Genomic DNA, 26777 nt, shown 5'->3' with positions numbered 1-26777 from the left:
CGCGGTGCGACCTGCATCGGCCCTCCTATCGTCGCCCCACCCGACATTATTGGGCGACGCGATAATTGTACAAAAGAACAATTGATACGCGAGTGCCATCTGTTTTACATTCTCAGATGGAGACAATGTAAATACACGGACAGAATTAACATTATATTCACCTACTAACCAAACAGGTTCAGGACGCACAGTTCCCCTAGGGAATTGGTCATAAGCCTGGGGGAACCTGCGCCAGTGGTTGGAGAGGACGAGCCGATGGGGGAACAAGCGGCGAGTGCGAAGGATGTGGCGGTTTCTGAACCGCCTCCGCGCAGTGCCGCGTGTTCGCAGACGAGCGCGCCGGCCTCTCTTTTCGATCAGAATGTCGTCGCCGCGGCCCAGATTCGCTTTATCGACGGCGGCTTCACCCGGATCAACCACCGCTGCGCCGCCCTTCTCGGCTTCGAGCCGGAAGGGCTGGCCGGCCGCACCCTGCTGTCTCTGGCCGTTCCAGACGAGCGCAATCTATGGGGAGAGCGTCTGACGAGCCTCAGCTGCGGGGCGCTCTCGGAATGCAGCGGTGAAATGCACTGCATAGGGGGCAATGGCTGTCCTGTGCGGATCAATCTCACGCTGAGCGCCTTTACGAGCGGCGGCACGCGCGCCGACGAATGCGTCGCCATCCTTCACGGCGTCTCTCCCGAGGCCGCAGCGCCCCGGAGAGAGGAGGAGCCGGAAGCGACGTTCCGCGCCATCTACGAGAACATTCAGGAAGGGGTTTACCGCTCCTCCATCGATGGTCGCCAGCTCGCGGCAAATCCAGCGCTCGTGCGCCTCAATGGCTACGACAGCGAGGCGGAGATGCTGGCGAATGTCCACGACATCGCCACGGAATGGTACGTCGACCCGACACGCAGGGCCGAATTCCAGGCTGCTCTCCGCGAACATGGCCGGGTGGAGAGGTTCATCTCCGAGGTCTACCGCCACAAGACGCGCGAGCGCATCTGGGTGGAGGAGAACGCCCACCTCGTAAGAGATCCGGCAACCGGCGCGACACTCTATTATGAGGGCACCGTTCGCGAGGTGACCGGCACGGTCGAACAGCTCAGGCTGCATGAGCGCCTGCAAAGGATCGGCGCCGTCATTTCGGCCTGTCTTTTTCAATTGCGTCGCCGCCCGAACGCGACCAGCGCCGTCCCCTATGCCGGTCTCGGCCTGGAGCCCCTTTTCGGGCTGGCTCCCGAGGATGTGCGCGACGATGCGTCGGCTCTTCTCGCCGCGGTACACCGAGACGACCGCCCCCGCCTGTCGGCCAGCCTGTTGCGCTCGGCGACGCGCATGACGCCCTGGACCCTGGAATTTCGTGTCAATCATCCGCAGCGCGGCACGATCTGGCTTTCCGGTCGCGCCGTGCCCGACCGCGAACCCGATGGCTCCGTCCTCTGGCACGGCCTCGTCTCGGATGTCACCGCCCTCAAGACCAATGAGCGGCAGATCTACGAGCTCGCCTATTTCGATTCGCTGACCGGACTGCCGAACCGGCAGATGCTGCGCGACAGGCTGGCGATGGCGCTGGCTGCAAGCCGGCGCCGCAAGAGCTTCGGCGCCCTCCTCTTCATCGATCTCGACAACTTCAAGGTCATCAACGACAGCTACGGCCATGATGTCGGCGACCTGCTCCTGGCAAGCACTGCCCAGCGTCTGCGTCTATGCCTGCGCGAGATCGATACGGTCGCCCGGCTCGGCGGCGACGAGTTCGTCGTCCTCCTGCAGGATCTGGGGGATACCGAAGCGCAGGCGATCCGCCACGCAGACCGGGTCGCGCGCAAGGTCCTGCAGGCGGTCGATCAGCCCTGCCTCCTGAACGAACAGCGCTTCCAGACCACCTGCTCGATCGGCCTCACCTTGCTCGATGGACGCGAAAGCGATCCGGAAGAACTCCTCAAGCGCGCCGATCTCGCGATGTATGAAGCCAAGGCCGCCGGGCGCAACGGTCTCAGCGTCTTCAGCTCTGCGAAGCGGAACCCCGTGCGCGAACATGTCGGCGCGGTGGCCGATTTTCGCCGCGCCATCGACACGGGCGGCATCGAGTTTCTGCTCGAGGGTCAATATAATGTCGACGGCACATGCCGTGGCGCCGAGCTCCTGCCATGCTGGCGCCATGAAAGATGGGGGGCGTTCACCCGCCAGGAGCTTGCAAGCTTCGCCGAAGAGGCTGGACAGGCGGAGGTCCTGACACGCCAGGCGATTGCCCAGGCCTGCGCTCTCCTCGGCGGCTGGGCCACGCGGCCGTCGCTCTGCGGGCTGTCGCTGTCGGTGGGTGTCAGCGCGCGCATGCTGCATGAACGCGGCGCGGTCAGGCGGATCAACCGCTTTCTTCTGGATGCCGGCGCCGATCCCAGGCGCCTCACGCTCGAATTGCCGGAGATCATCGTCGGCAAGAACGATGTCGCGCTCGCCGACAAGATGCATCGGCTGCGCCGTTCCGGCGTGCGCTTCACGCTCAAGAGCCTCGGCGGCCGCCTCACCCGTCTCGCCCAGCTCAAAGCGCTGCCCTTCGACGAGATCAAAATCGACGCTGCAGATCTCCGCGCGATCGCCGCCGAACCGCCCGCCCTCATCCGCAAGGTCGTGCGCATCGCCGATAGCCTCAACCTGACGGTCATCGCCGAAGGGGTGGAGAGCGAGGAACAGAGACGAGCGCTGGCAGCCGCGGGCTGCGATCACATTCAGGGCCCTCTGTCCGGCGCGCCGATGATGCCCCAGGCCTTTGAAGAGAGATTCGGTCCGTCGGTGATTCCCCTCCGGACGGCCCCGCCGCGGCACCAGAGATTCGCCTGATCCCCATTTGCGCCCGTCTGAAAGTGTGGCTTTGGCGCACGATTCTCTCCGCGGACATGCTCGCACCGGTCGCACACACTGCCTGAAGAGGCCCCAAACGGCGTCTCTCTTAAGCTTTTCTTAGGGTTTGGGGCCCGCTTCGTGGCAATTGTGCAACATCGACTGCCAAAGCCGGCAGTGCGGGCATTCTGATGTTGCCTGTGCAAGGCGGATGAATAGTGTGGCCTCAGGCAGCCACGAGGCAGCCCACTTCTTCGAAACGGAGAAGGTTGAGGGGCGGGGGACGCCACTCAGAACCGACGCCAACAAGGCGCGGACTGAACGCATCATCCCCCGGCTCGTGCAACTTGGACTGGAGGTCTACAAATGAAACTCAAGAGCCTTCTTTTCGGCTCGGCGGCTGCTGTGATGGCCGTCACCGGAGCACAGGCCGCCGATCTGCCGGTCGCAGAGCCGGTCGAATACGTGCGGATTTGCGATGCGTTTGGCGCTGGATTCTACTACATCCCGGGCACCGACACCTGCTTGAAGGTCGGCGGTCGGGTCCGCGTTGAAGCTCATTACGTCAATGGCGACGACCAGGGCGACACGTTCAACGAGTTCACCTCGCGTGCTCGTGGTTATGTCCGCCTCGACGCCCGTACGCAGACCGATTTCGGCCTTCTGCGTGCCTATGTGAGCTCTTCGCTCCAGATCGGCCCGTCGAGCTTCGCCGACAACTACACTGAGGGTCAGTACCTCGAGAACGCTTTCATCCAGCTCTCGAATGACATGGGCACCCTCACCGTCGGTCATGCCTCGTCGTTCTTCGACTTCTTCGGCACCTACGGCTACGGCACGCGCATCGGCATCGATGACAACACGACCGAGCAGACGCTGTTCGCGTACACCTTCAACGTCGGCAATGGCGTTTCCGCCACGCTGTCGTTCGAAGACGCCGCTTCCGGCGGCCGTCGTGCGCACTTCGATGGCGTGACCATCGACGGTCAGGAATTCCCGGACGTCGTCGCCAACGTGCGCGTCGATCAGGGCTGGGGTTCTGCTCAGATCATGGGTGTCATTCATGACACCGGTGTTGAGAATGTCGACGACGCCCTCTTCAATGGCGATGACGACAGCGATCTCGGCTGGGCCATCGGCGCTGGCGTGACCGCCGGCATCCCGGGCACGGGCTTCGAGGCTTCGGTTCAGGCCAACTACACGCAGGGTGCTGTTTCTTACATCACCGCCGGCGTGAACAGCCTCATCCTCGAGAACACGCTCTCTGACGTGACCCTCGACGACGATGGCTCCATCGAGCTGACGAAGGCCTGGAACATCCGCGGCGGCATTTCGGCTGACTTCGCCACGCAGTGGACCGCGTCTCTGAATGCGTCCTACACGGACATCGACTACAAGGCTCTCGGTGATCTCGACTTCTACGCCATCACCGGTAACGTCGCCTGGACGCCGGTTTCTGGCTTCCTGATGGGCGTCGAAGTTGCCTACAACAACGTCGATTGGGAGTTTGCGGACTCCGACTCTCCGGACGACATCTGGGGCGTGATGTTCCGCGCTCAGCGCACGTTCTAATCGCTTCAAGCGATCGGAATTCGGGAAGGCCCGGCGGCAACGCCGGGCCTTTTCTTTTTGGCTGCACGACACTGCATCGCCGGGCACTTTGGACTTTACGCGATGACGCAGAGGCTCCATCGCGCCACGCTTCGCGACACGGAGCCGATCGGCCCGCCCGATAAGCAGCACCGGCAAACGTCCCGAGAGATACGCAGGTTTGAACGGGGCAGAACGAGGCCGGCAAACTCCGCAGGCAAAACTGCAGAGGGCAGAGCCGCGCTTGATCTTCAGAGTGCCCGGCAAAACCGCAGGCAGCAAACTCCGATCTTCCGCCAGGCCAAAACGCTCGAGCCGCGGACGAATTGTCCTGCCGGCGTTGATCGAACGTCAGCTGAACGTCCGCGACGTCTCTATGGCTTCGGCGATTGATGCGCGTCGCAGCGGCGGGCGAAGGCCGCGATCCGATCGAGCGTCGGCTGATCCCGAAGCAAAGGCGCATGCCCCTGCCCCTCGACCGTCACCTGCTCCATGCCGGGATGGCGCCAGGCCATTTCCTCTACGGTCGCAGCGCTCAACAGATCGGAATTCTCCCCGCGAACCGACAGCAGCGGAACGTGCCGCAGGCTGTCAAATTGCGGCCAGAGCGTCGGCACCGCTTCTTCGAGATCGAATTTGCCGACAGTCTTCAGAAGCTTAGGATCGAAATCCGCTTTGATCTCTCCGTCGCGCTCCACGAAGAGCGCACATGTATAGGCGTGCCAATCCTCGTCGCTGAGCGCGGTGAAGGAATGGCCGGCAATCTGGCGAACGATCTTCTCCGCTTCCGCCATCGATCGCGGCGTGCGCATATTGGAGAGGTAGTTCTTGATGCGTGCGAGACCGGTGCCCTCGATCTTGGGGCCGATATCGTTGAGAACGACGCCGGCGATGAGGCCGGGCCGCATGGCGCCCATGATCATCGTGATGAGGCCGCCGCGCGAGGTCCCGATGAAGATCGCCCTCTCAATGCCGAGCGCCGTCGTGACGGCGAGAACGTCGTCGGCTTCCACCATCGGCGTGTAACGCGTCCAGTCGGGATCGTAGCCGGACAATCCCCGTCCGCGGTAATCAAGAACCGCGACCAGCCGGGGCGTGTCGGCATGGGCCGAAAAAAACCGCGCCAGCCTGTCGAAATCGCGCCCGTTGCGCGACAGACCCGGCAGGCAGACAAGCGGCAGCCCCGGGCTCTGCCAGTCGCCATAAAGGCGCAGGGCGAGCGTCAGCCCATCCTGCGCCTTCACGTATAAGACGCGTCCTTCTCCCTCGCCTGTCCCGGCCGTCGCTTCTTCGCTCATGGGACAGGCAATAGCGCCTTTCGTGCAATCCGTTCAAGGATTGGCGCGGCGTCAGCCGAGGCAGTCCTGAAGCTCATCGGCGTTGCGCTGCAGCAGCTCGAAATAGAGATCCGGCCCCGCCTCAAGGTCGGCACCGAGCGGATCGAGCACGCCGCTCTTGGCGTCCGTGCCTTCTGTGACGACCGCAATCAGCTTCGGCGTGAACTGCGGCTCGGCAAAAACACAGACGACGCCGAGATTGCGGATCTTCGCGGCGATCTCCGAAACCCGCTGCGCACCGGGAGAAACTTCCGGGCTCACCGTGACGGAACCGGCCGCTTCGAGCCCGAACCGCTTTTCGAAATACTGGTAGGCGTCGTGGAAGACGATGAAGGGCTTGCCCTTCAATCCGGCGAGTTCGCCAGAAAGTTCGGAGGAGAGGCTGTCGAGCCGCTCGCGCGTCTTGTCGGCGTTCCTGGCATAGGTCGCAGCATTGTCGGGATCGACATCGGCAAGCTCCGTCTCGATTGCGTTCACCATCGCCTTCGCATTCTCCGGATCGAGCCACAAATGCGGGTCGATCTCGCCCTCATGCCCGTGGTCGGCGTGATCGTGGTCGCCGTGATCATCGTCGGCATGGTCTTCGCCCTCATGATCATGCCCGGCCTCCTCATCATGACCGTGGTCGTGAGGCTCGAACGCGCCATCCTCGCGCGGCGGCAGAAGGGTGACGCCGGGCGCCCGCGACAGCGCGATCTTCTTCGCATCGGGCGCGATCGTCTCAAGAGGCTCGCTCAGAAACGCCTCGATTTCCGGCCCGACCCAGAAGACGATGTCCGCCCCCTCCAAGGCCCGTGCATCCGATGGCTTCAGGGCGTAATCGTGCGGCGAACCGTTCGCGACGATGAGATGCGGACTTCCGACCCCCTCCATCACGGCGGCGACGAGTGAGTGCACGGGCTTGATGGAGACTGCGACATCCGGAGCCGCGGCCATCGCCTGCGTCCCCCAGGATAGAACGAGCCCTGCCGCAAGCCCCTGAGCGAGGGATGCAAGAGGATTCCTTTTGCGCATGAATCGACCTCTGATTTATCTCGTGTAGATATGTTATTACATTACATATCTTGCGTAACCCTATAACATGGGCCATAGAGCGCGGCAACCGGAGACGATGATGCGCAGCGAAAAATTCGGGAACGACGCCGACCTCCTCGTCGACATTGCAGGCCTCGGTGTCCGCAGGGGCCGCAAATGGCTGGTACGGGGGGTGGATCTCACGATCCGCCGCGGCGAGATCGTCACGCTCATCGGGCCGAACGGCAGCGGCAAGAGCACCACGGCGAAATCGCTCCTCGGCGTCATCGCTCCCGACGAAGGCCAAATCCGTCGCGCCCCGAAGCTGACGGTCGGCTACGTGCCGCAACAATTGACGATCGATCGCACCATGCCTTTGTCGGTCAGCCGCTTCATGGCCTTGACCGCCCGTTTTCCGGCCGATGCGATCAACGCAGCCCTCGCCGAAACCGGTGTGGCGCATCTCGCAGGCGCCGCCCTGCAGCAGCTTTCGGGCGGGGAATTCCAGCGTGTCCTGATCGCGCGTGCGCTCATTCGCAAGCCCGATCTCCTCGTCTTCGACGAGCCGGTTCAGGGCGTCGATTTCACCGGCGAGATCGCCATTTACGATCTCATCGGACAGATTCGCGACCGGCTCGATTGCGGAATCCTCCTGATCTCCCACGACCTTCACATCGTCATGGCGCAGACGGACCGTGTTCTGTGCCTCAACGGCCATGTCTGCTGCTCGGGGCCGCCGGAACAGGTGGCGGCGAGCGAAGCCTATCAGCGTCTTTTCGGGCCGCGCGCCTCCGAAACGCTTGCCGTCTACCGCCACCATCACGCCCACAGTCACGCCGCCGCCGACGCCCCCCTGTCGGCCAACAGCGACGATGGCGAGGAGACCCCCCTCTCTCAGCCGGCCCGTACGGGCACCGCTTCAGGTCACCGCCATGCTTGATGATTTCTTCGTCCGCGCCCTCCTCGCCGGCATCGGCGTTGCGCTCGTCGCCGGCCCGCTCGGCTGCTTCGTCGTCTGGCGGCGCATGGCCTATTTCGGCGACACGATGGCCCATTCGGCCCTTCTCGGCGTCGCCATCGCCTTTCTCTTCGACATCAACTTGACCTTCGGCGTCTTTGCCGTCGCCACTTCCGCCTCCCTCGGTCTCGTCGCCCTGTCGCGCAACCGCTCGCTCCCCGCCGATGCGCTTCTCGGCATCCTCGCCCATTCGACGCTCGCCCTGGGCCTCGTCCTGATCGCCTTCATGACCTGGATCCGCATCGATCTGATGAGCTACCTCTTCGGCGACATCCTGGCCGTTTCGCGCACCGACGTGATGCTCATCTATGGCGTCGGCGCCGTCGTCCTCGCCATTCTCGTCGCCATCTGGCGTCCGCTTCTTGCCGGCACGATCTCGCCGGAAATCGCCGTCGCCGAAGGCCTTGCGACCGAACGCGCCCGCCTCGTCTTCATGCTTTTGATGGCCGCCGTCATCGCCGGCGCCATGAAGATCGTCGGCGTTCTCCTCATCACCTCGCTCCTCATCATCCCGGCCGCGACCGCACGCCGCTTCGCCACGACGCCGGAGCGCATGGCCGTGATCGCGGCGATCGTCGGCGCGCTTGCGGCCTCAAGTGGCCTCTTCGCCTCGCTTGAATTCGACACGCCCTCCGGCCCCTCCATCGTCGTCGCCGCATTGATCCTGTTTCTGGCAAGCCTCACATGGAGGATGGTCGAACCGGATCGCATCAAGGCCGAAGAAGCCACGGGAACGGAGTGAGAAAATGAGCGAAGTGCCCGCCCTGACCAAAAACCAATCCCTGGTGATGTCGGTTCTCAGCGATGCCAAGAGCCCGCTCAGCGCTTATCAGATCCTCGACGAATTGCGCCCCGAAGGGTTGCGGGCGCCGCTTCAGGTCTATCGCGCCCTCGACAAGCTGACCGAGCACAAGCTCGTCCATCGCATCGAATCGCTGAACGCCTTCGTCGCCTGTTCGCATGCGGCCGAGCATGGGGGCGAAATGGTTGCCTTCGCGATCTGCGAAGCCTGCGGCCGGGTGGAGGAATTCTGCGATCCCGTCCTGCAGAGGCGGCTCGCCGCCTGGAGCCGCGAGCACGATTTCATCCCGAGCCGCACCACTTTGGAGATCAAGGGACGCTGCGCCGCCTGCCACTGAGGCGGCGCCGCATCAGGCCGCCGGCTGCCGCGTTCGCGCCTCTTTCGCAAGGCGCACCAGCATCGGCTGCAAATCCTGCGGGGAGGCAAGTCTCTCCGGAAAGACCAGACGCTCCACGAGGTCGCCGGAGACGAGATCGGCCCCTTCCGGATCGAGCGAGGCCATCCACCATTCATCGGCCGGGGCTTTGCCTTTGCACAGAACCGTGGCGTAGAGCCCGATCGCCTCGCGGTGATCCTCGTTCATATGCTTGACCGCGCCATACTCGACCGGCTCCAGCTCCGCGACGAGATCCGCCGGCAGCACGAAATCGTCGCGCTCAAGCAGAAACGCCTTGCCAAAGCCGCCGTTCAGGCTCGCCCGTTTCGGTTCGATGCGGAAGAAGGCGAAATCGGCAAAATCCACATAAAGCTGCGCCTTGGGCTGGCGCGCGAGATAGCGGCGCTTAAGCCGCGAATGCGCCGGATCCTCCGGGTTCACCCGGCGCGCCTCGCCCACCATGGTCAGCCTCGGATGCGCCAAAGGGTCGCCCCGTCCGGGTTCGCCCACCATCAGCGAACAGCGCGGATCTGCCTCCAGGGCATGCCGATGCGCGGAGAGTTCCGAGATCAGGATGATCGGTGTACCATCCATGTCGGTGGCAAGCGCCGTGCGGGTGGCAAGCGGATGACCGGTTTCCGCCTCGAGCGTCGCCAACGCCCCGAAACGCGCCATACGGATAAGCCTTTTGGCGAGACTGCGCGCCTCGTCGTCCGTTGGCCGGATCACTTTGTTCTTGTCGTTCATCGGCCTGCGGCCCTCCGATTTCCCCAACATCGCGACGTCTTGCGCGACGGACATTTGGTCGCTGCAAACCAATGTTGACTCTAAAAGTCAAGAAGAGCTAACCCCAAACTGTTCTTTGGACGAGGTCTCAAATGCTATCGGAAACGCAACCCCTGCCGCTTGCGGCTGTCGCACCCGATTGCAGTGCGTTTCCCGGCACCGGCAGGCGAAAGACGAAGGCACGCCCCCCGCTTTCGGCTTTTGCCTGGCCGGCGCTTTTGGTCGTGCTTCTGCTTGCCGTGTTCTTTGCCGCACCGTCTTATGCCGCCGAGCCCGACTATCGCGGTCTGGTGACAAAGATTGAAGAGCGTCTTGCCAAAGCCGCCGACAGTTACGAAGCCGGCGATGCGGAAGCGGCCAAAGATCTCGTCCAGGGGTCCTATTTCGAAATCTTCGAAAATCTCGAAGGCCCCATCCGTATCAACATCTCGGCCAAGCGCAGTTACGAGCTTGAGGCGGAATTCGGCGATATTCGCCAGGCGATCATCGACGGCGTCCCCGCAGCCACGGTGCGTCAGCGCATCGAGGCCCAGATTGCGGCTCTCGAGGATGTCGTGCCGCAGCTCGAAGAGGGCGTGCACATCAAGGCGGAGACCGGCCATGCCGCCACAACGGCCGACGCCTCCGCAAATGCCCCTGCAAACGCCGCTCCGCAAACCGTCGAGCCTTACTGGCAGCAGGCTGTGGATCATGTCGGCAAGCTGATGTCGGACGCGGCCGACGCTTATGAGAACGGCAATGCCGACAAGGCGAAGACGCTGATCACGCAGGCGCAGTTCGAAGGCTACAAGAATTCGCTTCTCGAAACCGTCATTCGCCGTCACGTCTCGCAGCGCCAGGACGCCGAATTCAACGCCGAGTTCACCCGCATCCTCGGCCTCGTCGAAGCCGGCAAGCCGCCGCGCATGGTGCGCGCGTCCGGCGACATTCTGGTTGCCGACATCGAAGACGATCTTCCGGGCCTGCCTCTCCTGCCCGGCATGGAAAGCCGCATGGCCGCAGCATCGCCCGCAAGCTCCAAGGATTGGCAGGGCGTCATCGCCACCATCGACGATAGGCTCACGGCCGCGATCGCAACCTACCGCACCGGCGACATCCGAAAGGCGATCGGAGAGGTTCAGGACACCTATTTCGACGTTTTCGAAGGCAGCGGCATGGAAGCCGCGATCGGCGCCCGCGACACGGCCTTCAAGACAAAGCTCGAAGGCCATTTCACCAAGCTCGTCGGCGCCATGCGCGGTGGCCTCGAGCCGGCGGCGCTCGAAGAAGATCTCGCCACGGCAAACACGGATTTTAAGACCGCGGCCGAACAGCTCGGTGGCGGCACGGCCGATTCCCCTTGGACGCTCTTTGTCTATTCGCTCACCATCATCCTCCGCGAAGGCTTCGAGGCGATGCTCGTGGTCACCGCGATGCTCACCTATCTTGAGAAGATCGGCCACCGCGAGAAGAAGCGCGTCGTCTACAATTCCGTCATCGTCGCCCTCGTCCTCAGCGTCGCGACCGCCATCCTGGTGCAATGGGTCTTCGACATCGCCGCCTCCCAGCAGGAGATCCTCGAAGGCGCGACGATGCTGATTGCGACCGTCGTCCTCTTCACCATGAGCTACTGGCTGATCTCCAAGGCCGAAGCGCAGAAATGGACCGCCTATCTCAAGGGCAAGATCGGCGATTCCCTGTCGACCGGCTCCCTGACGGCGCTCTGGCTCGCGGGCTTCCTCGCCGTCTACCGTGAAGGTGCGGAAACCGTCCTCTTCTACAAGGCGCTCGCCGTCGGCGCTGATGCCAGCGGCGGCTCGTCGATCCTTGCCGGCTTCATCATCGGCCTCGGCCTGCTCGCGATCATCTATTTCGCCATGAGCTACGGCGCCCTGAAGCTGCCGATCCGGCCGTTCTTCATCTTCACCAGCGCGCTCCTCTATTACCTCGCCTTCGTCTTCGCCGGCAAAGGTGTCATGGAGCTGATCGAAGGTAAGATCCTGGAGCCGACGCTCGTCGCCTGGGTGCCGCAAGTCCCGCTCCTCGGCATCTTCCCCTACGTCCAGACGCTCGCGCCCCAGCTTGTGCTGATCGCGCTTGCGCTTCTGGCCATCCCCCTCGTCCGCCGCTCCGGGAGGCCCGCCCATGCCGGCTGACCTTCCCCTGTGGCGTCGAGTTCGGACGAAAGTCCGCCTGACAACGACCAAGCTTCTCACCCGCCAGACAGGAGAATTGGCGATGATTGCAAGATGTACGAAGTTATTGACCGCGGTGATTTTCTCCGCCGGTATGGCCAGCGCCGCCCATGCCGAATTCAAGGAATATCCGGCCGGCGAGGCCAAAGAGATGGCGAACATGGAGATCGCGGCCGTCTATCTGTCGCCGATCGACATGGAGCCGCGCGGCATCGACCTTCCGGCCGATCAGGCGGACATTCATATCGAGGCCGACATCCACGCCACGCAGGGCAATCCGAACGGTTTCGGTGCCGGCGAGTGGATTCCCTACCTCACCATCGGCTATACGCTTGAAAACCTCGACACCGGCAAGGTGACGAGCGGCAACCTGATGCCGATGGTGGCCATCGACGGGCCGCATTACGGCTCCAACATCAAGATGTCGGGCCCCGGCAATTACCGTCTCAGCTATCACATCGATCCGCCGTCGCGGCAGGGCTTCGGCCGCCACACCGACGAGGATACGGGCGTCGGCCGCTGGTTCGAGCCGCTCGACGTGGAATACGAATTCAGCTTTGTCCCGCTCAAGGACTAAGCACAACGACATGAAGCGTGTCAGGCTCCGCTTTTCGAAGCGGAGCCTGGGGCGTGAGTGAGGGATGACGTGAGCTTTTATCTCGCCGATATGTTTCGCGCCTTCGGGCCCGCCACGTTCATAGCGGCGCTCTATGCGGGCCTTCTTCTGAAAGCGGCAAGAACGACGCTCGCCGCAGAAGAAAGGCTGCGTCGTCACCTCATCTTCATCGCCGTGCCGGCGCTGATCGCAGGAATTGCGATCGGCGCTTTCGCCTTTTTCTGGGCGGACGGCGCGGCGTCGTTGACGGAAGCGAAGATGGTGATGGAGGGCGCGTGTCTGGCCGCCGCCCTCCTCGCCCTTCTCTCCGCCCCCTTCGCCTTGCGTTTTTCGGCAGCCCGCTTCGTCGCGCTGCCGATCTTCGCCCTTCTCGTCGCGATCCTGACGGCGCAGTCGGCTCTCGTCTTCGCCGATGACACCACCACCCATGCCTTGACGGCGACGAGCGTCCTCAACACCGAGCTCATCCTCAACGTCCTTGCCGTGACCATCGCGGCGGCAGCCCTCGGCGCCTTCGCCACCGCCGTCAGTCACGCCGCAAGCCGCACGCCGATCATCGGCCTCGGCCTCCTCGTTCTGGCCGTCCTCATCGAGGCCGCGGTGTGGGGCGGTGACGTCATGCTCGGCCTTCTGCAGGTCGGCTGGCTGCAGGTCACCTCGGCCCGCGTCTCGCTCGTCGCCAAGGCCGATTATTACGCCGAGGCCGCCGTTTACGCCGAACTCGCCCTGGCCCTCGTCCTCGGCGCCGCCTTCCTTCTGCGCGCGCCGCGCCCCGCCTCCTTAAGCGATGACCTCGCCGGCCATGCGCGCACCGAGCGCCGCAAGCTGAAGGCCTTTGCGCTCGGCGAGCGGCGCTGGTTCCGAGGACTGGCCGCGGCGATGACCTTCATCGTCGCCTCGATGCTCTATTACGACCTTTACGCCTCGCAGCCGCCGCGCCTTTCGGAGGCGACGCCCGTCACGGTCGACGATGACGGCACCGTCCGCATCCCGGTCGATCAGGTGAAGGACGGCACGCTGCACCGTTTCGCCTACGTCTCGAGCGACGGCCACCGGGTGCGGTTCTTCCTCATCAACCGCTTTGACGCAGAGCATGTCGCCATCGGCGTGGTCTACGATGCCTGCATGATCTGTGGCGACAAAGGCTATATCCAGCGCGGCAACGAAATCATCTGCATCGCCTGCAACGTGCGCATCTTCGTGCCGTCGATCGGCAAGGCCGGCGGCTGCAACCCGATCCCCCTGAAACATGAGGAAGCGAACGGCGACATCGTCATCGCTCAGCTCGAGCTCGAAAAAGGCGCCCGCTTCTTCTCCGAAGTCGTCTCCACCAATGTGACCGATCCCGTCACGGGCGAGACCCTCGTCAACACCGACGCCCCCTTCAGCTTCGAATTCGAAGGCCGGACCTATTATTTCACCGGCGAGGAATCCTACGACACGTTCCGCGACGCGCCCGATAAATACGGCCACGAGCCACTCGCACCTGCCCGCGTCAGCTGGCAGCCGGAGGACTGATCATGTTCACACGCCTCCTCCAGCAATCTTTCCGCCGCGATTGGCGCCGCAAGCTTCTGGCGATCTTCACCATCGTTCTCGCCACCACGCTGATGACGGCGCTCGCCAGCCTCTCGATCGACGTCGGCGACAAGATGGCCCGCGAGATGAAGGCCTACGGCTCCAACATCAAGGTCGTACCGAAGAGCGATTCCATCCCGCTCACGATCGGCGGCGTCAATTACAACCCCCTGAGCGGCCGTGATTATCTGAACGAGGCCGACCTGCCGAAGATCAAGGACATCTTCTGGCGCAACAACATCACCGGCCTCACTCCCTTCCTCACTTTGCCGGTCACGCTCGGCAGCGCCGAAGACGACCATGTGCCCCTGATCGGCACCTATTTTCACAAGCTGATGCCGGTCGAAGGCTTCGACAATTTCTTCACCGGCGTCACCGTCACGCATCCGTTCTGGCAGGTGACGGGCACCTGGCCGGAGGAGGATTCGCTCGACCAGGTCCTCGTCGGCGAAACGCTCGCGGACAGGCGAGGCCTCAAGCCCGGCGCGACGCTCACGCTCACCGCCGCCGAGGGCAAAAGCCGCAACGTCACGGTGAGCGGCATCGTCGCGGCGAGCGAGGAAGAAGCCGGCGGCATCGTCGCCCCGCTCGCTCTCGCGCAGGATCTCGCAGGCCTGTCCGGTAAGGTCGGCTCGGTCAGCGTCAGCGCGCTGACGATCCCGGAGAACTCGCTCTCCCGGAAGGCGCGGAGCGATCCCTCTTCGCTCGACGCGCAGCAATATGACACCTGGTATTGCAGCGCCTATGTGAGCGCCATCGTGCACCAGATCGAAGAAGCTCTGCCCAACGCCTCGGCCCGCCCCATCTGGCAGGTCGCCGATAGTGAAGGCGTGGTGATCGGCAAAATCCAGCTCCTGATGGCGGTCGTGGCGCTCGCCGCCTTCGCCTCCTCGGCGATGGCCATTTCCTCGCTTCTCAACACCTCCGTCATGGAGCGCAGCCGCGAGATCGGCCTGATGAAGGCGCTCGGCGCCTCTCAAGCCGCAATTCTGTCGCTCTTCCTCGGCGAGGCGGTCGTCATCGGCATCATCGGCGGGCTGATCGGCGCCGCCCTCGGTGCCGGCCTGTCGCAGATCATCGGCCTCACCGTCTTCGGTGCCACCATCACCTTCCCCGGCGTCGTCGTGCTCGTCGTCGTCATCGCCTCGATCCTGATCGCGCTCGCAGGCTCCGTCCTGCCCTCGCGGACCATTGCCGCTCTGGCTCCCGTGGAGACGCTTTATGGCCGCCGCTGACCGTCCAAAGACCTCCGCCCGTCGTGGCGGCATGGGCGCGCGCCTTCTCTGGCGGGCGCTTCTGGTGCGCCGCAGCCGCGTGCTCGCCGCCGTTACCGCGATCGCCGTCGGCGCGGCGGTGATTGCGGCGCTCGCGAGCCTCTATTTCGACATCTCCGCCAAGATGAGCCGCGAGCTCAGAGCCTACGGCGCGAACTTCATCGTCGCGCCGGACACTGCGGAGGGCGACAAGACGTTCAGCGAAGCGACCTACCGCAAACTCATCGCAGAACTTCCTGCCGACAGGCTCGTCGGCGCCTCGCCCTTCCTTTACGGTGTCGCCCGGGTCGGCGAGCGCGAAGCCGTCATCGCCGGCCTCGATTTTGCCGGCGCGCAGAAGATTTCGCCCTATTGGCAGGTCGAAGGCAATTGGATCGGGGTCGATTTCGACGAGCGCCGCTGCATGCTGGGCGAACGTCTTGCGGCAAGCCTCGGCCTTCACCCGGGCGATACGATCGAAATCTCCAACGACGACGGCTCCTTTAAGACCGAGCTCACCGTGCGCGGCATCGTGGAGACCGGCGAGGCGGAGGACGATCAGATCCTCGTCAACCGTTCGCTCGCCCAGAAGCTTCTCGGCATGCCGAACGTCATCAACCTCGCCATGCTGAGCATCCAGGCGGAGGGCGAGGAGGCCGACCGGCTGGCGCGCACGATCGAAGCCGACTTCCCCGGCCTCGACATCCGCCCCATCCGCCAGGTGTCGCAATCCGACGGCGAGCTTCTCGACAAGATCAAGGTGCTGATGGCCTTCGTCGCCGGCATCATTCTCGTCATCACGGCCGTCTGCGTGAATTCCACCCTGACCGCGATGATCGTCGAACGGCGGCGTGAGATCGGCCTGCAAAAGGCGCTCGGCGCCGATGATTCCGCCATCATGCGCCAGTTCCTGATCGAAACCGTCACCCTGTCCCTGATTGGCGTGGCGGCCGGCCTCGTCATCGGCTTCGGCCTCGCCCAGCTTCTCGGTCAGGCCGTCTTTTCGACGGCGATCTCGTTCCGTGCCATCGTGGTGCCGGCGACGCTCGCCATTTCGCTTGTTGCGGCGCTTGCTGCCGCCATCGTCCCGATCCGCAGAGCGATCCGCATCGTTCCTGCGCAAGTGCTGAAGGGAGAGTAGACCATGCTCCAGGCTTCGAGCGACGAGCTGGAGGAGTTCGAGGCGAACTCCGAAAGCCATGCCCGTCCCGTTATCGAGACGCGCGGCCTGACCAAACGCTTCGGCACGGTCACCGCGCTCGATCACATCGACCTCACCATCCGCGCCGGCGAGTTCGTCTCCGTCATGGGCCCGTCGGGCTCCGGCAAGACGACCTTCCTCAATCTCATCTCCTGCCTCGACACGCCGACGGAGGGCTCCTACCTCCTCGACGGCATCGACGTGTCGACCTTTACGGAGAAGGAACGCGCGGTGATGCGGCGCGAGCGCATCGGCCTCGTCTTCCAGCAATTCCACCTGATCCCGTATCTCAACGCTCAGGAAAACGTCATGCTGGCGCAGCACTACCATTCGGTCGTGGATGCGGAGGGGGCGACGCGGGCGCTCGAACGTGTCGGCCTCGCCGACCGCGCCCATCACCTGCCCTCGCAGCTTTCGGGCGGTGAACAGCAGCGCGTCTGCATCGCGCGCGCGCTCATCAACGAGCCGTCCTTGATCCTCGCCGACGAGCCGACCGGCAATCTCGACGCCAAGAACGAACATCTTGTCATGGAGCTCTTCTCCGAGCTTCATCGCGAAGGCCGCGTCATCGTCCTCATCACCCACAATCCGGAACTCGGCCGCCTCACCGACCGCACCATCTGGTTCGAACACGGCCGCCGCGTCCGCCGTGCGTCCGAGGTGGCGTGATGATCCGGCTCATCTGCGTTCTGGCCTTGTCGGCCACCGTCACCCTTTGCGGCTGCAACAAGAAGGACGAGACGGCGGAAGTCGGCCAGGAAGCGCCGGCGATCGCCGCGCTCAACGACGACAGCGAACCCGTCGATCTCGCCGATTATCGCGGCAAGGTCGTGCTCGTAAATTTCTGGCGCGCCGAATGCGGCCCCTGCCTGCGCGAAATGCCGGAGCACGACAAGGTCTATCAGCGCCTGAAGAAGGACGGCTTTGAAATCCTCGCCGTCAATGTCGGCCAGAGCCAGAAGGTCATCCACGACGCGCAAAGGCGCATCGGCGTGAGCTTCCCGCTCCTCTCCGACGAGCTCGAAATCACCTCGCGCCGCTACCGCGTCATCGCCGTTCCGACCTCTGTCATCGTCGACCGCGAGGGCATCGTGCGCGCCTGGAAGCCCGGCCCGATGACCGAGGACGAACTCGAAGAAAACGTCGAAGCGCTGCTCTGATCTGCAATCTGCGCGGGAGCATTGCACGCCTCCCCATTGCCCTCGCCCCGCGCCGCGACACTTTCAAGGCCGAAGCGGCCGCATATTCGGGCGCGCGAACGGGAGGCTGCATGGAAATCGGATCGACGCGGGGTCAACACGCAGAGCGCAATGCCTGGATCACGGGCGCGAGCACCGGCATCGGCCGGGCCCTGGCGCTCCGGCTGGCGCGCGAAGGCTGGAAGGTCGCGGCAAGCGCCCGCAGCGCCGACAAGCTGGAATCGCTCGCCGCAGAAGCTTCTGGGCTTGAGGGAGACATTCTCGCCTTCCCCCTCGACGTCACCGACAAGGACAAGACCGCCGAGGCCGTCACCGCGATCGAAGACGCGCTCGGCCCCCTTGATCTCGCCGTTCTCAACGCCGGCACCTACGATCAGCGCAAGGTGGAGGATTTCTCGGTCGACGAATTCCGCCAGACGGTCGAAGTCAATCTGATGGGCACGGTCCACGGGCTTGCGCCTCTTCTGCCGCGCTTCATGGAAAGAGGCCGTGGTCATATCGCCATCGTCGCCTCCGTCGCCGGCTATGTCGGCCTTCCGACGGCTGGCGCCTACGGCGCCACCAAAGCGGGGCTGATCGCACTGGCTGAATCGCTTGAGCCGGAGCTGAAGCGCAAGGGCGTCGCGATCACCGTCATCAATCCGGGTTTCGTCGACACGCCGCTCACCGAAAAAAACAGCTTCCCGATGCCCTTCCTGATCCCGGTCGATCGCGCCGTCGATGCCATCGTCTCGGGGCTTGAGAAGAGGCGCTTCGAGATCGTCTTCCCATGGCAAATGGCGCTTTCGATGAAGTTCCTGCGCGCTTTGCCTTATCCGCTGCTCTTTCTTCTGACGCGCTTCATGATCCCCAAATGAGGCTCACCCGCGCGCCAAAAGGAACTGGCCGACATCGACGCGCCCGCCTTTGAAGCCGACGGCGCAATAGGTCAGATAATAGCGCCACAGGCGGCGGAAGCGCTCGTCGAAGCCGAGCTCGGAGATCGCCGGCCAGTGCGCGAGAAACGCCTTCTCCCAGCGCCGCAGCGTTTCGGCATAATCGCGTCCGAAGAAGAAGGCATCGCCGACGTCGAAGCCCGCCTCGCGCGCATGGCTCTCGAAAGTGGAGCGCGGCGGCAGCATGCCGCCCGGAAAGACGTAGCGCTGAATGAAATCGACATTCTTGCGGTAATGCTGGAAGCGCGTCTCGTCCATGGTGATCACTTGGATGAGCGCACGCCCGTTCTCCTTCAGCCGGCGATGGACGACGTTGAAGAAGGTGCCCCAGTTGGCCTCGCCGACCGCCTCGAACATCTCGATTGAGACGATCTTGTCGTAGGAGCCGGCCGTATCGCGGTAATCTTCCAGACGGATTTCCGTCTTCTCGCCCAGCCCCGCGCCGGCGAGCCGCTCGCGTGCGAAGGCCGCCTGCTCGCGCGACAAGGTGAGGCCGGTCACATGACAATCCGCCTCCTTCGCGGCGAGCTCCGCAAAGCCGCCCCAGCCGCAGCCGATCTCGAGCACTCGCTCTCCCGGCTTCAGCTTCAAAGCATCGATGATGCGGCGGTATTTCGCCCGCTGCGCCTCGGCGAGATCCATGTCGGAGTGCCCGAACAGCGCCGCCGAATAGGTCATCGTCTCGTCGAGCCATTGCCGGTAGAAGGCATTGCCGAGATCGTAATGCGCGGCGATGTTGCGCCGGCTGCCGCGCCGCGTATTGGCACGGCCGAGATGACGCAGGCGCTCCCACGCCCCTTGCAGGCGGTTGAGTGCCACGGCGTTGCCGACGGCCGGCTCGTTGAGGAGCGCGAGTTCGAGCACCGCTTCAAGGTCGGGCGACGACCAATCCTCGGCGATATAGCCCTCGGCGAGCCCGATCGCGCCACTGTTGATGAGGCGCAGAAAGAACCGGCCGCGATGGATATGCATGACGGCATGCGGGCCGGCGGCGGCGCCGGCAGCTGTCATCTGGCTGCCATCGGGGAAATGCAGCGTCAGCTCGCCGACCGCAATCCGGTCGACGATCTGGCGTGCAAGGCGCGACCAAAGAGCGGCGGGGAGCGCCGGCCATGCGGAGGACCGGCGTTCGGCGTGGCTCATTGCGGATTGTCTCCATTTTGGGCTTGCGGCAGGACGATTGTGGAGGCGTAACGCTGCGGCGCCTTTTCGTGGCGGAAGAGCGGCATGCCTTTCCACCACAGGCGCAGCGCCTCGTAATAGATGCCGCCCGTCACTTTCAGCGTCATCAGCGGATAGGACAGGAAGGCCCTGAAGAGCCCCCGGTCGCTCATGGCGCGCTTTTCGCCGGCGAACGAGGCGATGAGAAGCGGTCCCTCGCTGTCTTCCTCGGCGATGCGCACGAGAACCCGGTCCTCGGGCGGCGTGATACGAAAATGATAGCGGCAATCCATCGGGATGAACGGCGACACATACATGAGCTTGTCGCAGGCCTGCTCGATCGTCTCCCGCTTTTCTCCCGTCACCGGGATCACATAAGTGTGCCGTTCGGAAAACGTGTTCGACACTTCGTGCAGGATCGCGACGAGCCGCTCGTTCATGTCGTAGCAGAAATAGACGCTGAGCGGGTTGAAGACATAGCCGAAGACCCGCGGATAGGTGAGGAGCGCGACCCGCCCGCCTTCGGCATCGATGCCCGCCTCCTTGAGGCGCTCTGAGACCCAACCGCGCAAGCCGCCGGCCTCCCCGCGACCATGGTCGGCATCGTAAAAGCTGAACAGCGCGAAGCGGTTATAGCCGAAAAACCGCAAGCGCCGGCTGAGGCTCTCGAGTTCGTCGAGATCGACGAGCAGCGAGAACACACGATAATGCAGGCGGTGGCGGCGAGGCCGCATTCGGCTGTGCACCACATCGCCGGCATAGATGGCGGATCGAAACGTCATTGCGCCACTTCAAGATGGGGCGAAAGTGTGATCCGACCAGATTGTGCGACAACCTTCCACGGCCGGCGCGCCCCGGAAAGCGCCTCCGCGGCCGCCAATCCCGCCTGCAGCCCGTCTTCGTGGAAGCCGTAACCGAAATAGGAGCCGCAGAAGAAGGTGTTGCGGCGCCCCTGCAGACGCCAGAGCTCGCGCTGCGCCTGCAAGGCGGCCGAATTGAACAGCGGATGCTGATAAGAAAACTCTTCGATCACGCTCTCGGCAGCCGGCTCGCGCACGGGATTGAGCGTCACGAACAGCGGACAGGCCGGATCGAGGTTCTGCAGCCGGTTCATCCAATAGGTGACGCAGAGCTTCGGGTCTGCCCCCTCCGCCGTTTCCGCGACTGTCTCGCCGACATAGTTCCAGCTCGACCAGACGCGCCGCCGTCGCGGCATCAGGCCCGCATCCTGGTGCAGAACGGCGCGGTTCTGCGTGTAGGAGAAGGCCGACAGCGTGGCACGCTCGTCATCGTCGGCATCGCCCAGCATTTTGAGCGCCTGGTCGCCATGGCTTGCGATCACGACGGCCGCAAAGCGCTCCCTGTTGCCCTTGTCGTCGACGATGGTGACACCGTCCGCCTGCCGCGTCACCTCCGCGACCGGCGTGCCAAGCCTGAGATCGGGGCCGAAACCCTCGAGCATGCGTGTCACATATTCACGACTGCCGCCGCTCACCGTGCGCCAGGCCGGACGGTCCTTCAGCTGCAACAGGCCGTGGCTCACGAAGAAGCGCACGAAAGCGAGCACCGGATAGGCGCGCATTTCCTCCGCCGTGGTCGACCAGATCGCGGCTGCCATCGGCAGAAGATGGTCTTCGACGAAAGGCTTTCCGTAACGCTCTTCGGAAAGGTAATCCCCGAGCGTCAGAGAACGCGCCCTCTCCTGCCCGATCAGCGCCGGCGCCTCGCGGTAAAAGCGCAGAAGATCGCGCAGCATCGACCAGAAGCGGGGCTTCACGAGATTGCTGCGCTGGCCGAAGAGCCCGTTGAGACCGGTGCCGGAATATTCAAGCCGCCCCCCGTCGAGCGAGGCGGCAAACGACATGTCGGAGGCCTCAGTCGCCACGCCGAGATGGTCGAACATGGCAACGAGATTGGGATAATTGGCGGCGTTGTAGACGATGAAACCGGTATCGACGGCGATCCCGCCCTTGTCCGGCGGCAGCACGAGGGTATTGGAATGCCCGCCCGGCCGCGCCTCGGCCTCATAAAGAACCACCTGCCGCCCGCTCCGGCGCAGAAGCCAGGCGGCCGACAGGCCCGAAATCCCACTGCCGATTACCGCGACCTTGCCGACCCCGGCACCCTCCGCCGCAGCCCCCGGCCCGTCATCCACGAATCGTTGCATATCCGCCCCTTCCGTACGGCCACGATAACGGCTTCAGGTAAAAATCCTGCCTCCGACTTTGGTGGCGCGTGAAAAAGCCGGTCGATTTTCTAGAAACTCCTGAACTGGCACGGACCGCTGCGCGTATGTATTCTCAAGACCGCACTTCAAATCATGTCGCCCCATCTGCCAGGCCGTCCCGAAAGGATCTTCCATGCCCACATCTCTCACCGCCTACATTGCGACGGCAGTCGTCTTCTTCGGCCTCGATTTCGTGTGGCTGAGCCAGATGGGCGGCACCTTCTACAAGGACCGGCTGGGCGACCTGATGGCGGCAAAACCGGATCTCGCCGTCGCCGGGCTCTTCTATCTCGTCTACGTCTTCGGCATCATCTATTTCGCCGTCTGGCCCGCCATCAACGGCGGCGGCTGGACGACGGCGCTCGTCGCCGGCGCCATCCTCGGCTTCATCGCCTACGGCACCTACGACATGACCAATCTCGCCACCCTGCGCGACTGGCCGGTCTCCGTCAGCATCGTCGACATCTGCTGGGGCACCTTCCTCACCGGCTTCTCGGCGCTGATCGGCTATCTTCTGACCCGCTGGATCAGCTGAGCCGCGGCCTCTCCAGAACGTTCGCAAAAGCCGCGACGAGTGCATCTGCAATCGCCTTCGCCTGGGTGCTCTCGTCGCGCATGCGCAGCACGATCCGAGTGGGCGGAAGAGCGGGCAGGCCGTCTTCGGCGGCGAGAACGCGACAATGGCTCGGCACATTGCGAGCCTCCAGGCATGCCACGCCGAGCCCGGCTTCCGCCGCGGCCTGGATCGCACCTACGCCGGTCCCGAGAAACGCGGTCCGCCACGGCACGCCGGCCGAAGCAAGCGCCGAGACGGCGATATCGCGGATCTCGCAGGGTGAGGCGAGCGCCAGAAGCGGCAAGGGCTCCGGCGCTGCCCAGACGAAATCGGCCGCCGCCAGCCAGACGAGCCGATCGTCCATCAAATGCCGGCCCTCACTACCGAGATCGCCGGATCGGCCGATGACGGCATCGAAACGCCCCTCCTCGAAGGCGCGAAAAAGGATGTTCGACGAACCGACATGAACGGCAAGGCGAATGTCGGGCATATCCCGCCGAAACGCCGCCAGGATCGGCGGCAGCAGGCCACCCGCGGCATGGTCGCTGATCGCGAGCACGAAGGAGGTCTTCGTCGATTGGCCGAGCGCGCGCTGCGCCGCCTCGTCATGCACCTCCAGCACGCGCCGCGCATCCTCAAGAAAATCCGCACCCGCGCGGGTCAGCGCGACCGAGCGCGGATTGCGTTCCAGAAGCCTCTTGCCGAGACGCTCCTCGAGCTTGCGAATGCGCATACTGATCGTCGACTGCGTCGCGCCGAGCGCCTTGCCCGCGGCGGTAAAACTCTTCGCATCGGCGACGACGGCGAAGGCCCGCACGCAGTCGAGATCGAGGCTGGGGCCCTTTATCATTCGACTTTCCAATTTCTGAGATAGTATAAATTCGTTTCTCCGATCATAGTGCCGACGATAACCTTCGACAATCGCAATCAGTCGAGGAGAGAGATCGATGCCGGTGACCAGGATCGCCCTGCGCAAGGGCAAGACGCAGACCTACAAGAAAGCGCTGATGGCGGAGGTCTACGAGGCGATGCGCGAGACCTTTGATGTCCCCGAAGACGATCGCTTCATGGCCCTCTGCGAACACGATGAGGACACGCTATGGTTCGGGCGCTCCTATCTCGGCATCGAGCGATCGGATGATTTCCTGCTCATTCAGATGACGGTGAGCCGCACGCGCACGCGGGAGCAGAAGAAGGCGCTTTACCGCCGCATCACCGATCGCCTCGCCCGCTCTCCAGGCGTGCGTCCGGAAGACGTCTTCATCAGCCTCGTCGAAGTGGAGACGGAAAACTGGTCCTTTGGCCGGGGCGAGGCCCAGCTCGTCTGAGGGCGGGAAGCTCGTGTCCTGGCGCCACCGCGACCTCAGAACAGACGCACGTCGAGCACGAACGGCTCAAAGCCGATCACTCTGATGTCTGAGGCCTCGGGGTGCCGATGATTGATGAGAACGTTCACGTCCGGCGATCCCTCGATCGGCACGATCGCGGAGGGCACTTTCAAAAGCGGGGACGACAGCGCGCGATGCCAGATGTCGCCGCGCTGCTGCGTCCAGCTCTCCCGGCGCCGCCAATCGGATGGCATCTCGGCGAGTTCCACCGTCTCCGCGGCCATATCGTCAGGCGCCTCGTAGCGCACCATCGCCAGCTTTGGCAGCAAAGCCGGATCTTCGACATGGACGAGCTTTTCCAAGACGCAGAGCGACGGAGAGGTGGCGCAGTAAGTCACGGCATGCCCGACGCTGTTCCAGCGCCCGTCGAAGAGAAGGCCGTATCCACCGTCGAAGGCCTGCGCATGACTTTCGCCCGACAGCCGCCACAGCAGCATTACGCCGCCGCACCCCAGGCGATCTTGCCAAGAATCGTCTCGATGACGCGCGCGCCGGCTTCCGTCTGCGCAATCACGAGCGGCGTTTCGCCGTGAAGCTCCGCAAGGGGCCGGCGAAGCCAGATATGGGCCGTCTCCCTGTCCCCGAACGTCTCCTCTGCGACGGTCTGGATGCGGAGCAGCCGCACCGCGCGGTCGGACTCCTCAACGGTCAGCTTCTGCTTTTTCTCGCTGCGATGGCGTCTCGTGCGCTGCGGAAGAACGAAGCGCTCGATTTCCTGCTCGCTCAATCCGGCCTCAGCCAGCCCCTTCAAGGCTGCGAGCGGCAACCTGTTTTGAACCGCCAGCGCGAGCTCCGCCTGCGTCCGCACGGCGCTGCCGAGGACGGACGCCCCTCCGAGCTTGCGGGCGACCTCCTCAACCAACATCGACATGCTGCACCTCGCATCAAAACGGCAATTTGCCGAGAATAAGTCGGCACCTTGCCGCAATCAAGACGAACGATACGGCATTAGCCCAGGCCTGACCCGAAGAACGCGCGCCGTTCTCGATACCGGAGCGGGAGCACTCCAGGGCATCAAGCAAAGAATGCGCAGACGATGACGCTGCGGGCTGCAATTCTGGGAAAGATGGTGACCCCGACAGGATTCGAACCTGTGACCCTCGGATTAGGAATCCGATGCTCTATCCTGCTGAGCTACGGGGCCTGATCGATCGCACCCGAGCCCCGGCACGCGGCCGACGGGCACAGGCGCCAAGCCCCTGCTATCTACCGTCTCGAAGAAGAGCGAACAAGCCCCGCGGGCTTCCTCTTCTGTCGCGCCCCGCAGAGATTTGTCGGGATCTTACCGCGCGGCCGTCGCCCCCGCATCACTCAGGCTGTTCACCTCCACACAGCACCGTAAGTCAAACCGTTTACGAGTTAAAGAAACCGATCGTTATCTTAGAATATTCCGCGGATTCGCCACCCATTACAGTCCCTCTTCACCGCTCCGTGACATTGTCTTTCTACATTCGTTCAAGACTTCTACTTGAACTCGGGCGTTTTCCAGGCTCAGATATGCCGGCAAGCAAAAGACCGGCGACAAAAGCCGGAAACGACATCCGGGAGGAAACATGTCTGAGAACAAAACGCCCGTATCGCGCCGATCTTTCTTGAAGGCCGGAACCCTCGCCGCGGGGGGCGCAGCAGGCGCTCTCGCCGCTCCGGCCATCGTCTCCGCCCAGGGCACGCAAACCTTGAAGATGCAGTCGTCCTGGCCTGCCTCGGACGTTTTCCAGGACATGGCCAAGCAATATGCCGACCGCGTCGAAGCGATGTCGGGCGGGCGACTGAAGATCGACCTTCTGCCGGCGGGCGCCGTGGTTCAGGCCTTCCAGGTCCAGGATGCTGTCGCCGACGGCATCATCGACGCCACCCACACCGTGACCGCCTATTGGTACGGCAAGAACAAGGCCGCCTCCCTGTTCGGCACCGGCCCGGTCTTCGGCGCCGACGCGTCGCAGATCCTTGCCTGGATCCATTTCGGCGGCGGCAAGGACCTTTACCGCGAGCTCGTCCAGGACGTTCTGGGCCTCAACATCGTCGGCTTCTTTGCCCTGCCGATGCCGACCCAGCCGCTCGGCTGGTTCAATGAGGAAATCACCTCCGTCGATCAGATGAAGGGCCTCAAATACCGCACGGTCGGCCTTGCCACCGACATCATGCAGGGCATGGGTCTGTCGGTGACGCAGCTTCCGGGCGGTGAAATCGTGCCGGCGCTGGAACGCGGCGTCATCGAGGCCTTCGAGTTCAACAACCCGACCTCCGACCGACGTTTCGGCGCCCAGGACGTGTCGAAGAACTACATGCTCGGCTCCTACCACCAGGCGGCGGAGTTCTTCGAGATCGCCTTCAACAAGGATCTCTTCGATTCCCTCGATCCCGATCTCCAGGCGATCCTGGAATACGGTGCGGAGGCGGCGAACACCGCCAATTACGGCCTCGCCATGGATCAGTATTCGAAGGACCTGCAGGGCCTCATCAACGAAGACGGCGTCACCGTCTCGCGCACGCCGGACGCCATCATGGCAGCCCAGCTTGAATCCTGGGACACCGTTCTCGAAGGCCTGATGCAGGACGAGTTCTTCGCCAAGGTGGTCGACAGCCAGAAGGCGTGGTCGGAGCGCGTCGCCTTCTACAGCCTGATGAACCAGGCGAATTACAAGCTCGCCTACGAGCATTACTTCCCCGGCAAGCTCGGCTTCTGAGACCGTCCGGCGGGGGTTTTATGCCCCCGCCCCTCTCCCGATCCGCAGCCCGATCTCAA

General features: G+C 63.7%; 25 protein-coding genes and 1 tRNA gene. 16 read left to right on the top strand and 10 right to left on the bottom strand.

Annotated features, from left to right (window positions below; all coding sequences use genetic code 11):
* Positions 1-255 precede the first annotated feature (255 nt).
* Both J2R99_RS11680 and J2R99_RS11675 read left to right on the top strand, forming a co-directional pair.
* On the top strand, positions 256-2820 hold the full coding sequence (locus tag J2R99_RS11680; RefSeq protein ID WP_307154649.1) for a sensor domain-containing protein: 2565 nt from the start codon (positions 256-258) through the stop codon (positions 2818-2820).
* A 366-nt stretch (positions 2821-3186) separates the two neighbouring features.
* Entirely contained in the window at positions 3187-4392 is a 1206-nt protein-coding gene (locus J2R99_RS11675) for a porin (protein ID WP_307154648.1), read from the top strand.
* 392 nt (positions 4393-4784) lie between these two features.
* Here J2R99_RS11675 and J2R99_RS11670 read toward each other — a convergent pair whose 3' ends face one another.
* Positions 4785-5708 (bottom strand): alpha/beta fold hydrolase, encoded by a 924-nt coding sequence (locus J2R99_RS11670; RefSeq protein WP_307154647.1) that lies wholly within the window; start codon positions 5706-5708, stop codon positions 4785-4787.
* A 51-nt stretch (positions 5709-5759) separates the two neighbouring features.
* A complete protein-coding gene (znuA, locus tag J2R99_RS11665) occupies positions 5760-6761 on the bottom strand; it encodes a zinc ABC transporter substrate-binding protein ZnuA (protein ID WP_307154646.1) in 1002 nt (333 codons plus the stop codon).
* A 97-nt stretch (positions 6762-6858) separates the two neighbouring features.
* On the opposite strand from znuA, the gene J2R99_RS11660 reads away from it, so the two are divergent.
* From J2R99_RS11660 to J2R99_RS11650, 3 genes are read left to right on the top strand one after another with little or no spacing between them, the layout of a single operon-like run.
* The gene (locus J2R99_RS11660) at positions 6859-7701 is read left to right on the top strand and encodes an ATP-binding cassette domain-containing protein (protein WP_307154645.1); all 843 of its coding nucleotides are present in this window, start codon (positions 6859-6861) and stop codon (positions 7699-7701) included.
* Positions 7694-8521: a zinc ABC transporter permease subunit ZnuB gene (gene znuB / locus J2R99_RS11655; protein ID WP_307154644.1), complete on the top strand. Its 828-nt coding sequence runs from the start codon at positions 7694-7696 to the stop codon at positions 8519-8521. Before J2R99_RS11660 ends, znuB begins: the two co-directional genes overlap by 8 nt.
* Before the next feature lie 4 nt (positions 8522-8525).
* Positions 8526-8918 (top strand): Fur family transcriptional regulator, encoded by a 393-nt coding sequence (locus J2R99_RS11650; RefSeq protein WP_307154643.1) that lies wholly within the window; start codon positions 8526-8528, stop codon positions 8916-8918.
* A gap of 12 nt (positions 8919-8930) precedes the next feature.
* On the opposite strand, the gene J2R99_RS11645 is transcribed toward J2R99_RS11650, so the two are convergent.
* A complete protein-coding gene (locus J2R99_RS11645; RefSeq protein ID WP_307154642.1) occupies positions 8931-9704 on the bottom strand; it encodes a HugZ family pyridoxamine 5'-phosphate oxidase in 774 nt (257 codons plus the stop codon).
* Positions 9705-9835: 131 nt separating this feature from the next.
* On the opposite strand from J2R99_RS11645, the gene J2R99_RS11640 reads away from it, so the two are divergent.
* From J2R99_RS11640 to J2R99_RS11605, 8 genes are all read left to right on the top strand, one after another.
* On the top strand, positions 9836-11878 hold the full coding sequence (locus J2R99_RS11640; protein WP_307154641.1) for an FTR1 family iron permease: 2043 nt from the start codon (positions 9836-9838) through the stop codon (positions 11876-11878).
* Between the two features lie 82 nt (positions 11879-11960).
* Positions 11961-12494 (top strand): iron transporter, encoded by a 534-nt coding sequence (locus J2R99_RS11635; protein WP_128291362.1) that lies wholly within the window; start codon positions 11961-11963, stop codon positions 12492-12494.
* Positions 12495-12563: 69 nt separating this feature from the next.
* Positions 12564-14051: a Fe-S-containing protein gene (locus tag J2R99_RS11630; protein ID WP_307154640.1), complete on the top strand. Its 1488-nt coding sequence runs from the start codon at positions 12564-12566 to the stop codon at positions 14049-14051.
* 2 nt (positions 14052-14053) lie between these two features.
* Complete coding sequence (locus J2R99_RS11625) at positions 14054-15346, top strand: ABC transporter permease (protein ID WP_307154639.1); 1293 nt, start codon at positions 14054-14056, stop codon at positions 15344-15346.
* Positions 15333-16505: an ABC transporter permease gene (locus tag J2R99_RS11620; RefSeq protein WP_307154638.1), complete on the top strand. Its 1173-nt coding sequence runs from the start codon at positions 15333-15335 to the stop codon at positions 16503-16505. Before J2R99_RS11625 ends, J2R99_RS11620 begins: the two co-directional genes overlap by 14 nt.
* Before the next feature lie 3 nt (positions 16506-16508).
* Positions 16509-17234, top strand: coding sequence for an ABC transporter ATP-binding protein (locus J2R99_RS11615; RefSeq protein ID WP_307154637.1), 726 nt, complete (start codon positions 16509-16511; stop codon positions 17232-17234).
* Positions 17234-17725 (top strand): TlpA family protein disulfide reductase, encoded by a 492-nt coding sequence (locus tag J2R99_RS11610; protein ID WP_307154636.1) that lies wholly within the window; start codon positions 17234-17236, stop codon positions 17723-17725. The genes J2R99_RS11615 and J2R99_RS11610 overlap by 1 nt, the downstream gene beginning before the upstream one ends.
* 110 nt (positions 17726-17835) lie before the next feature.
* Positions 17836-18621 (top strand): SDR family NAD(P)-dependent oxidoreductase, encoded by a 786-nt coding sequence (locus J2R99_RS11605; protein WP_307154635.1) that lies wholly within the window; start codon positions 17836-17838, stop codon positions 18619-18621.
* Positions 18622-18624: 3 nt separating this feature from the next.
* Here the strand turns inward: J2R99_RS11605 and J2R99_RS11600 are convergent, their stop codons facing one another.
* From J2R99_RS11600 to J2R99_RS11590, 3 genes are read right to left on the bottom strand one after another with little or no spacing between them, the layout of a single operon-like run.
* Positions 18625-19842 (bottom strand): class I SAM-dependent methyltransferase, encoded by a 1218-nt coding sequence (locus J2R99_RS11600; protein WP_307154634.1) that lies wholly within the window; start codon positions 19840-19842, stop codon positions 18625-18627.
* Positions 19839-20642 carry a DUF1365 domain-containing protein gene (locus J2R99_RS11595; protein ID WP_307154633.1) on the bottom strand — a complete coding sequence of 268 codons (804 nt, stop codon included), beginning with the start codon at positions 20640-20642 and terminating at the stop codon, positions 19839-19841. Before J2R99_RS11595 ends, J2R99_RS11600 begins: the two co-directional genes overlap by 4 nt.
* Positions 20639-22027, bottom strand: a complete 1389-nt coding sequence (locus tag J2R99_RS11590; protein WP_307154632.1) for an NAD(P)/FAD-dependent oxidoreductase — start codon at positions 22025-22027, stop codon at positions 20639-20641. The genes J2R99_RS11595 and J2R99_RS11590 overlap by 4 nt, the downstream gene beginning before the upstream one ends.
* A 193-nt stretch (positions 22028-22220) precedes the next feature.
* On the opposite strand from J2R99_RS11590, the gene J2R99_RS11585 reads away from it, so the two are divergent.
* Positions 22221-22622, top strand: coding sequence for a DUF2177 family protein (locus J2R99_RS11585; protein WP_307154631.1), 402 nt, complete (start codon positions 22221-22223; stop codon positions 22620-22622).
* Here J2R99_RS11585 and J2R99_RS11580 read toward each other — a convergent pair.
* Entirely contained in the window at positions 22615-23493 is an 879-nt protein-coding gene (locus tag J2R99_RS11580) for a LysR substrate-binding domain-containing protein (protein WP_307154630.1), read from the bottom strand. The two genes, J2R99_RS11585 and J2R99_RS11580, sit on opposite strands and share 8 nt — an antisense overlap.
* 97 nt (positions 23494-23590) lie before the next feature.
* On the opposite strand from J2R99_RS11580, the gene J2R99_RS11575 reads away from it, so the two are divergent.
* Positions 23591-23971 carry a tautomerase family protein gene (locus J2R99_RS11575; RefSeq protein ID WP_307154629.1) on the top strand — a complete coding sequence of 127 codons (381 nt, stop codon included), beginning with the start codon at positions 23591-23593 and terminating at the stop codon, positions 23969-23971.
* 35 nt (positions 23972-24006) lie between these two features.
* Here the strand turns inward: J2R99_RS11575 and J2R99_RS11570 are convergent, their stop codons facing one another.
* From J2R99_RS11570 to J2R99_RS11560, 3 genes are all read right to left on the bottom strand, one after another.
* The gene (locus J2R99_RS11570; RefSeq protein ID WP_307154628.1) at positions 24007-24468 is read right to left on the bottom strand and encodes an RES family NAD+ phosphorylase; all 462 of its coding nucleotides are present in this window, start codon (positions 24466-24468) and stop codon (positions 24007-24009) included.
* A complete protein-coding gene (locus J2R99_RS11565) occupies positions 24468-24902 on the bottom strand; it encodes an Xre family toxin-antitoxin system antitoxin (protein ID WP_307154627.1) in 435 nt (144 codons plus the stop codon). The genes J2R99_RS11570 and J2R99_RS11565 overlap by 1 nt, the downstream gene beginning before the upstream one ends.
* A gap of 196 nt (positions 24903-25098) precedes the next feature.
* Positions 25099-25175 (bottom strand) — tRNA-Arg (locus J2R99_RS11560).
* A 409-nt stretch (positions 25176-25584) separates the two neighbouring features.
* Between J2R99_RS11560 and J2R99_RS11555 the strand changes: the two genes are divergently transcribed.
* Positions 25585-26718, top strand: coding sequence for a TRAP transporter substrate-binding protein (locus J2R99_RS11555; protein ID WP_307154626.1), 1134 nt, complete (start codon positions 25585-25587; stop codon positions 26716-26718).
* Positions 26719-26777 lie beyond the last annotated feature (59 nt).

Source organism: Rhodopseudomonas julia, from assembly GCF_030813515.1.
In the GTDB taxonomy this organism is placed as follows: domain Bacteria; phylum Pseudomonadota; class Alphaproteobacteria; order Rhizobiales; family Afifellaceae; genus Afifella; species Afifella julia.
This window is presented reverse-complemented; position numbering and strand designations above follow the sequence as displayed.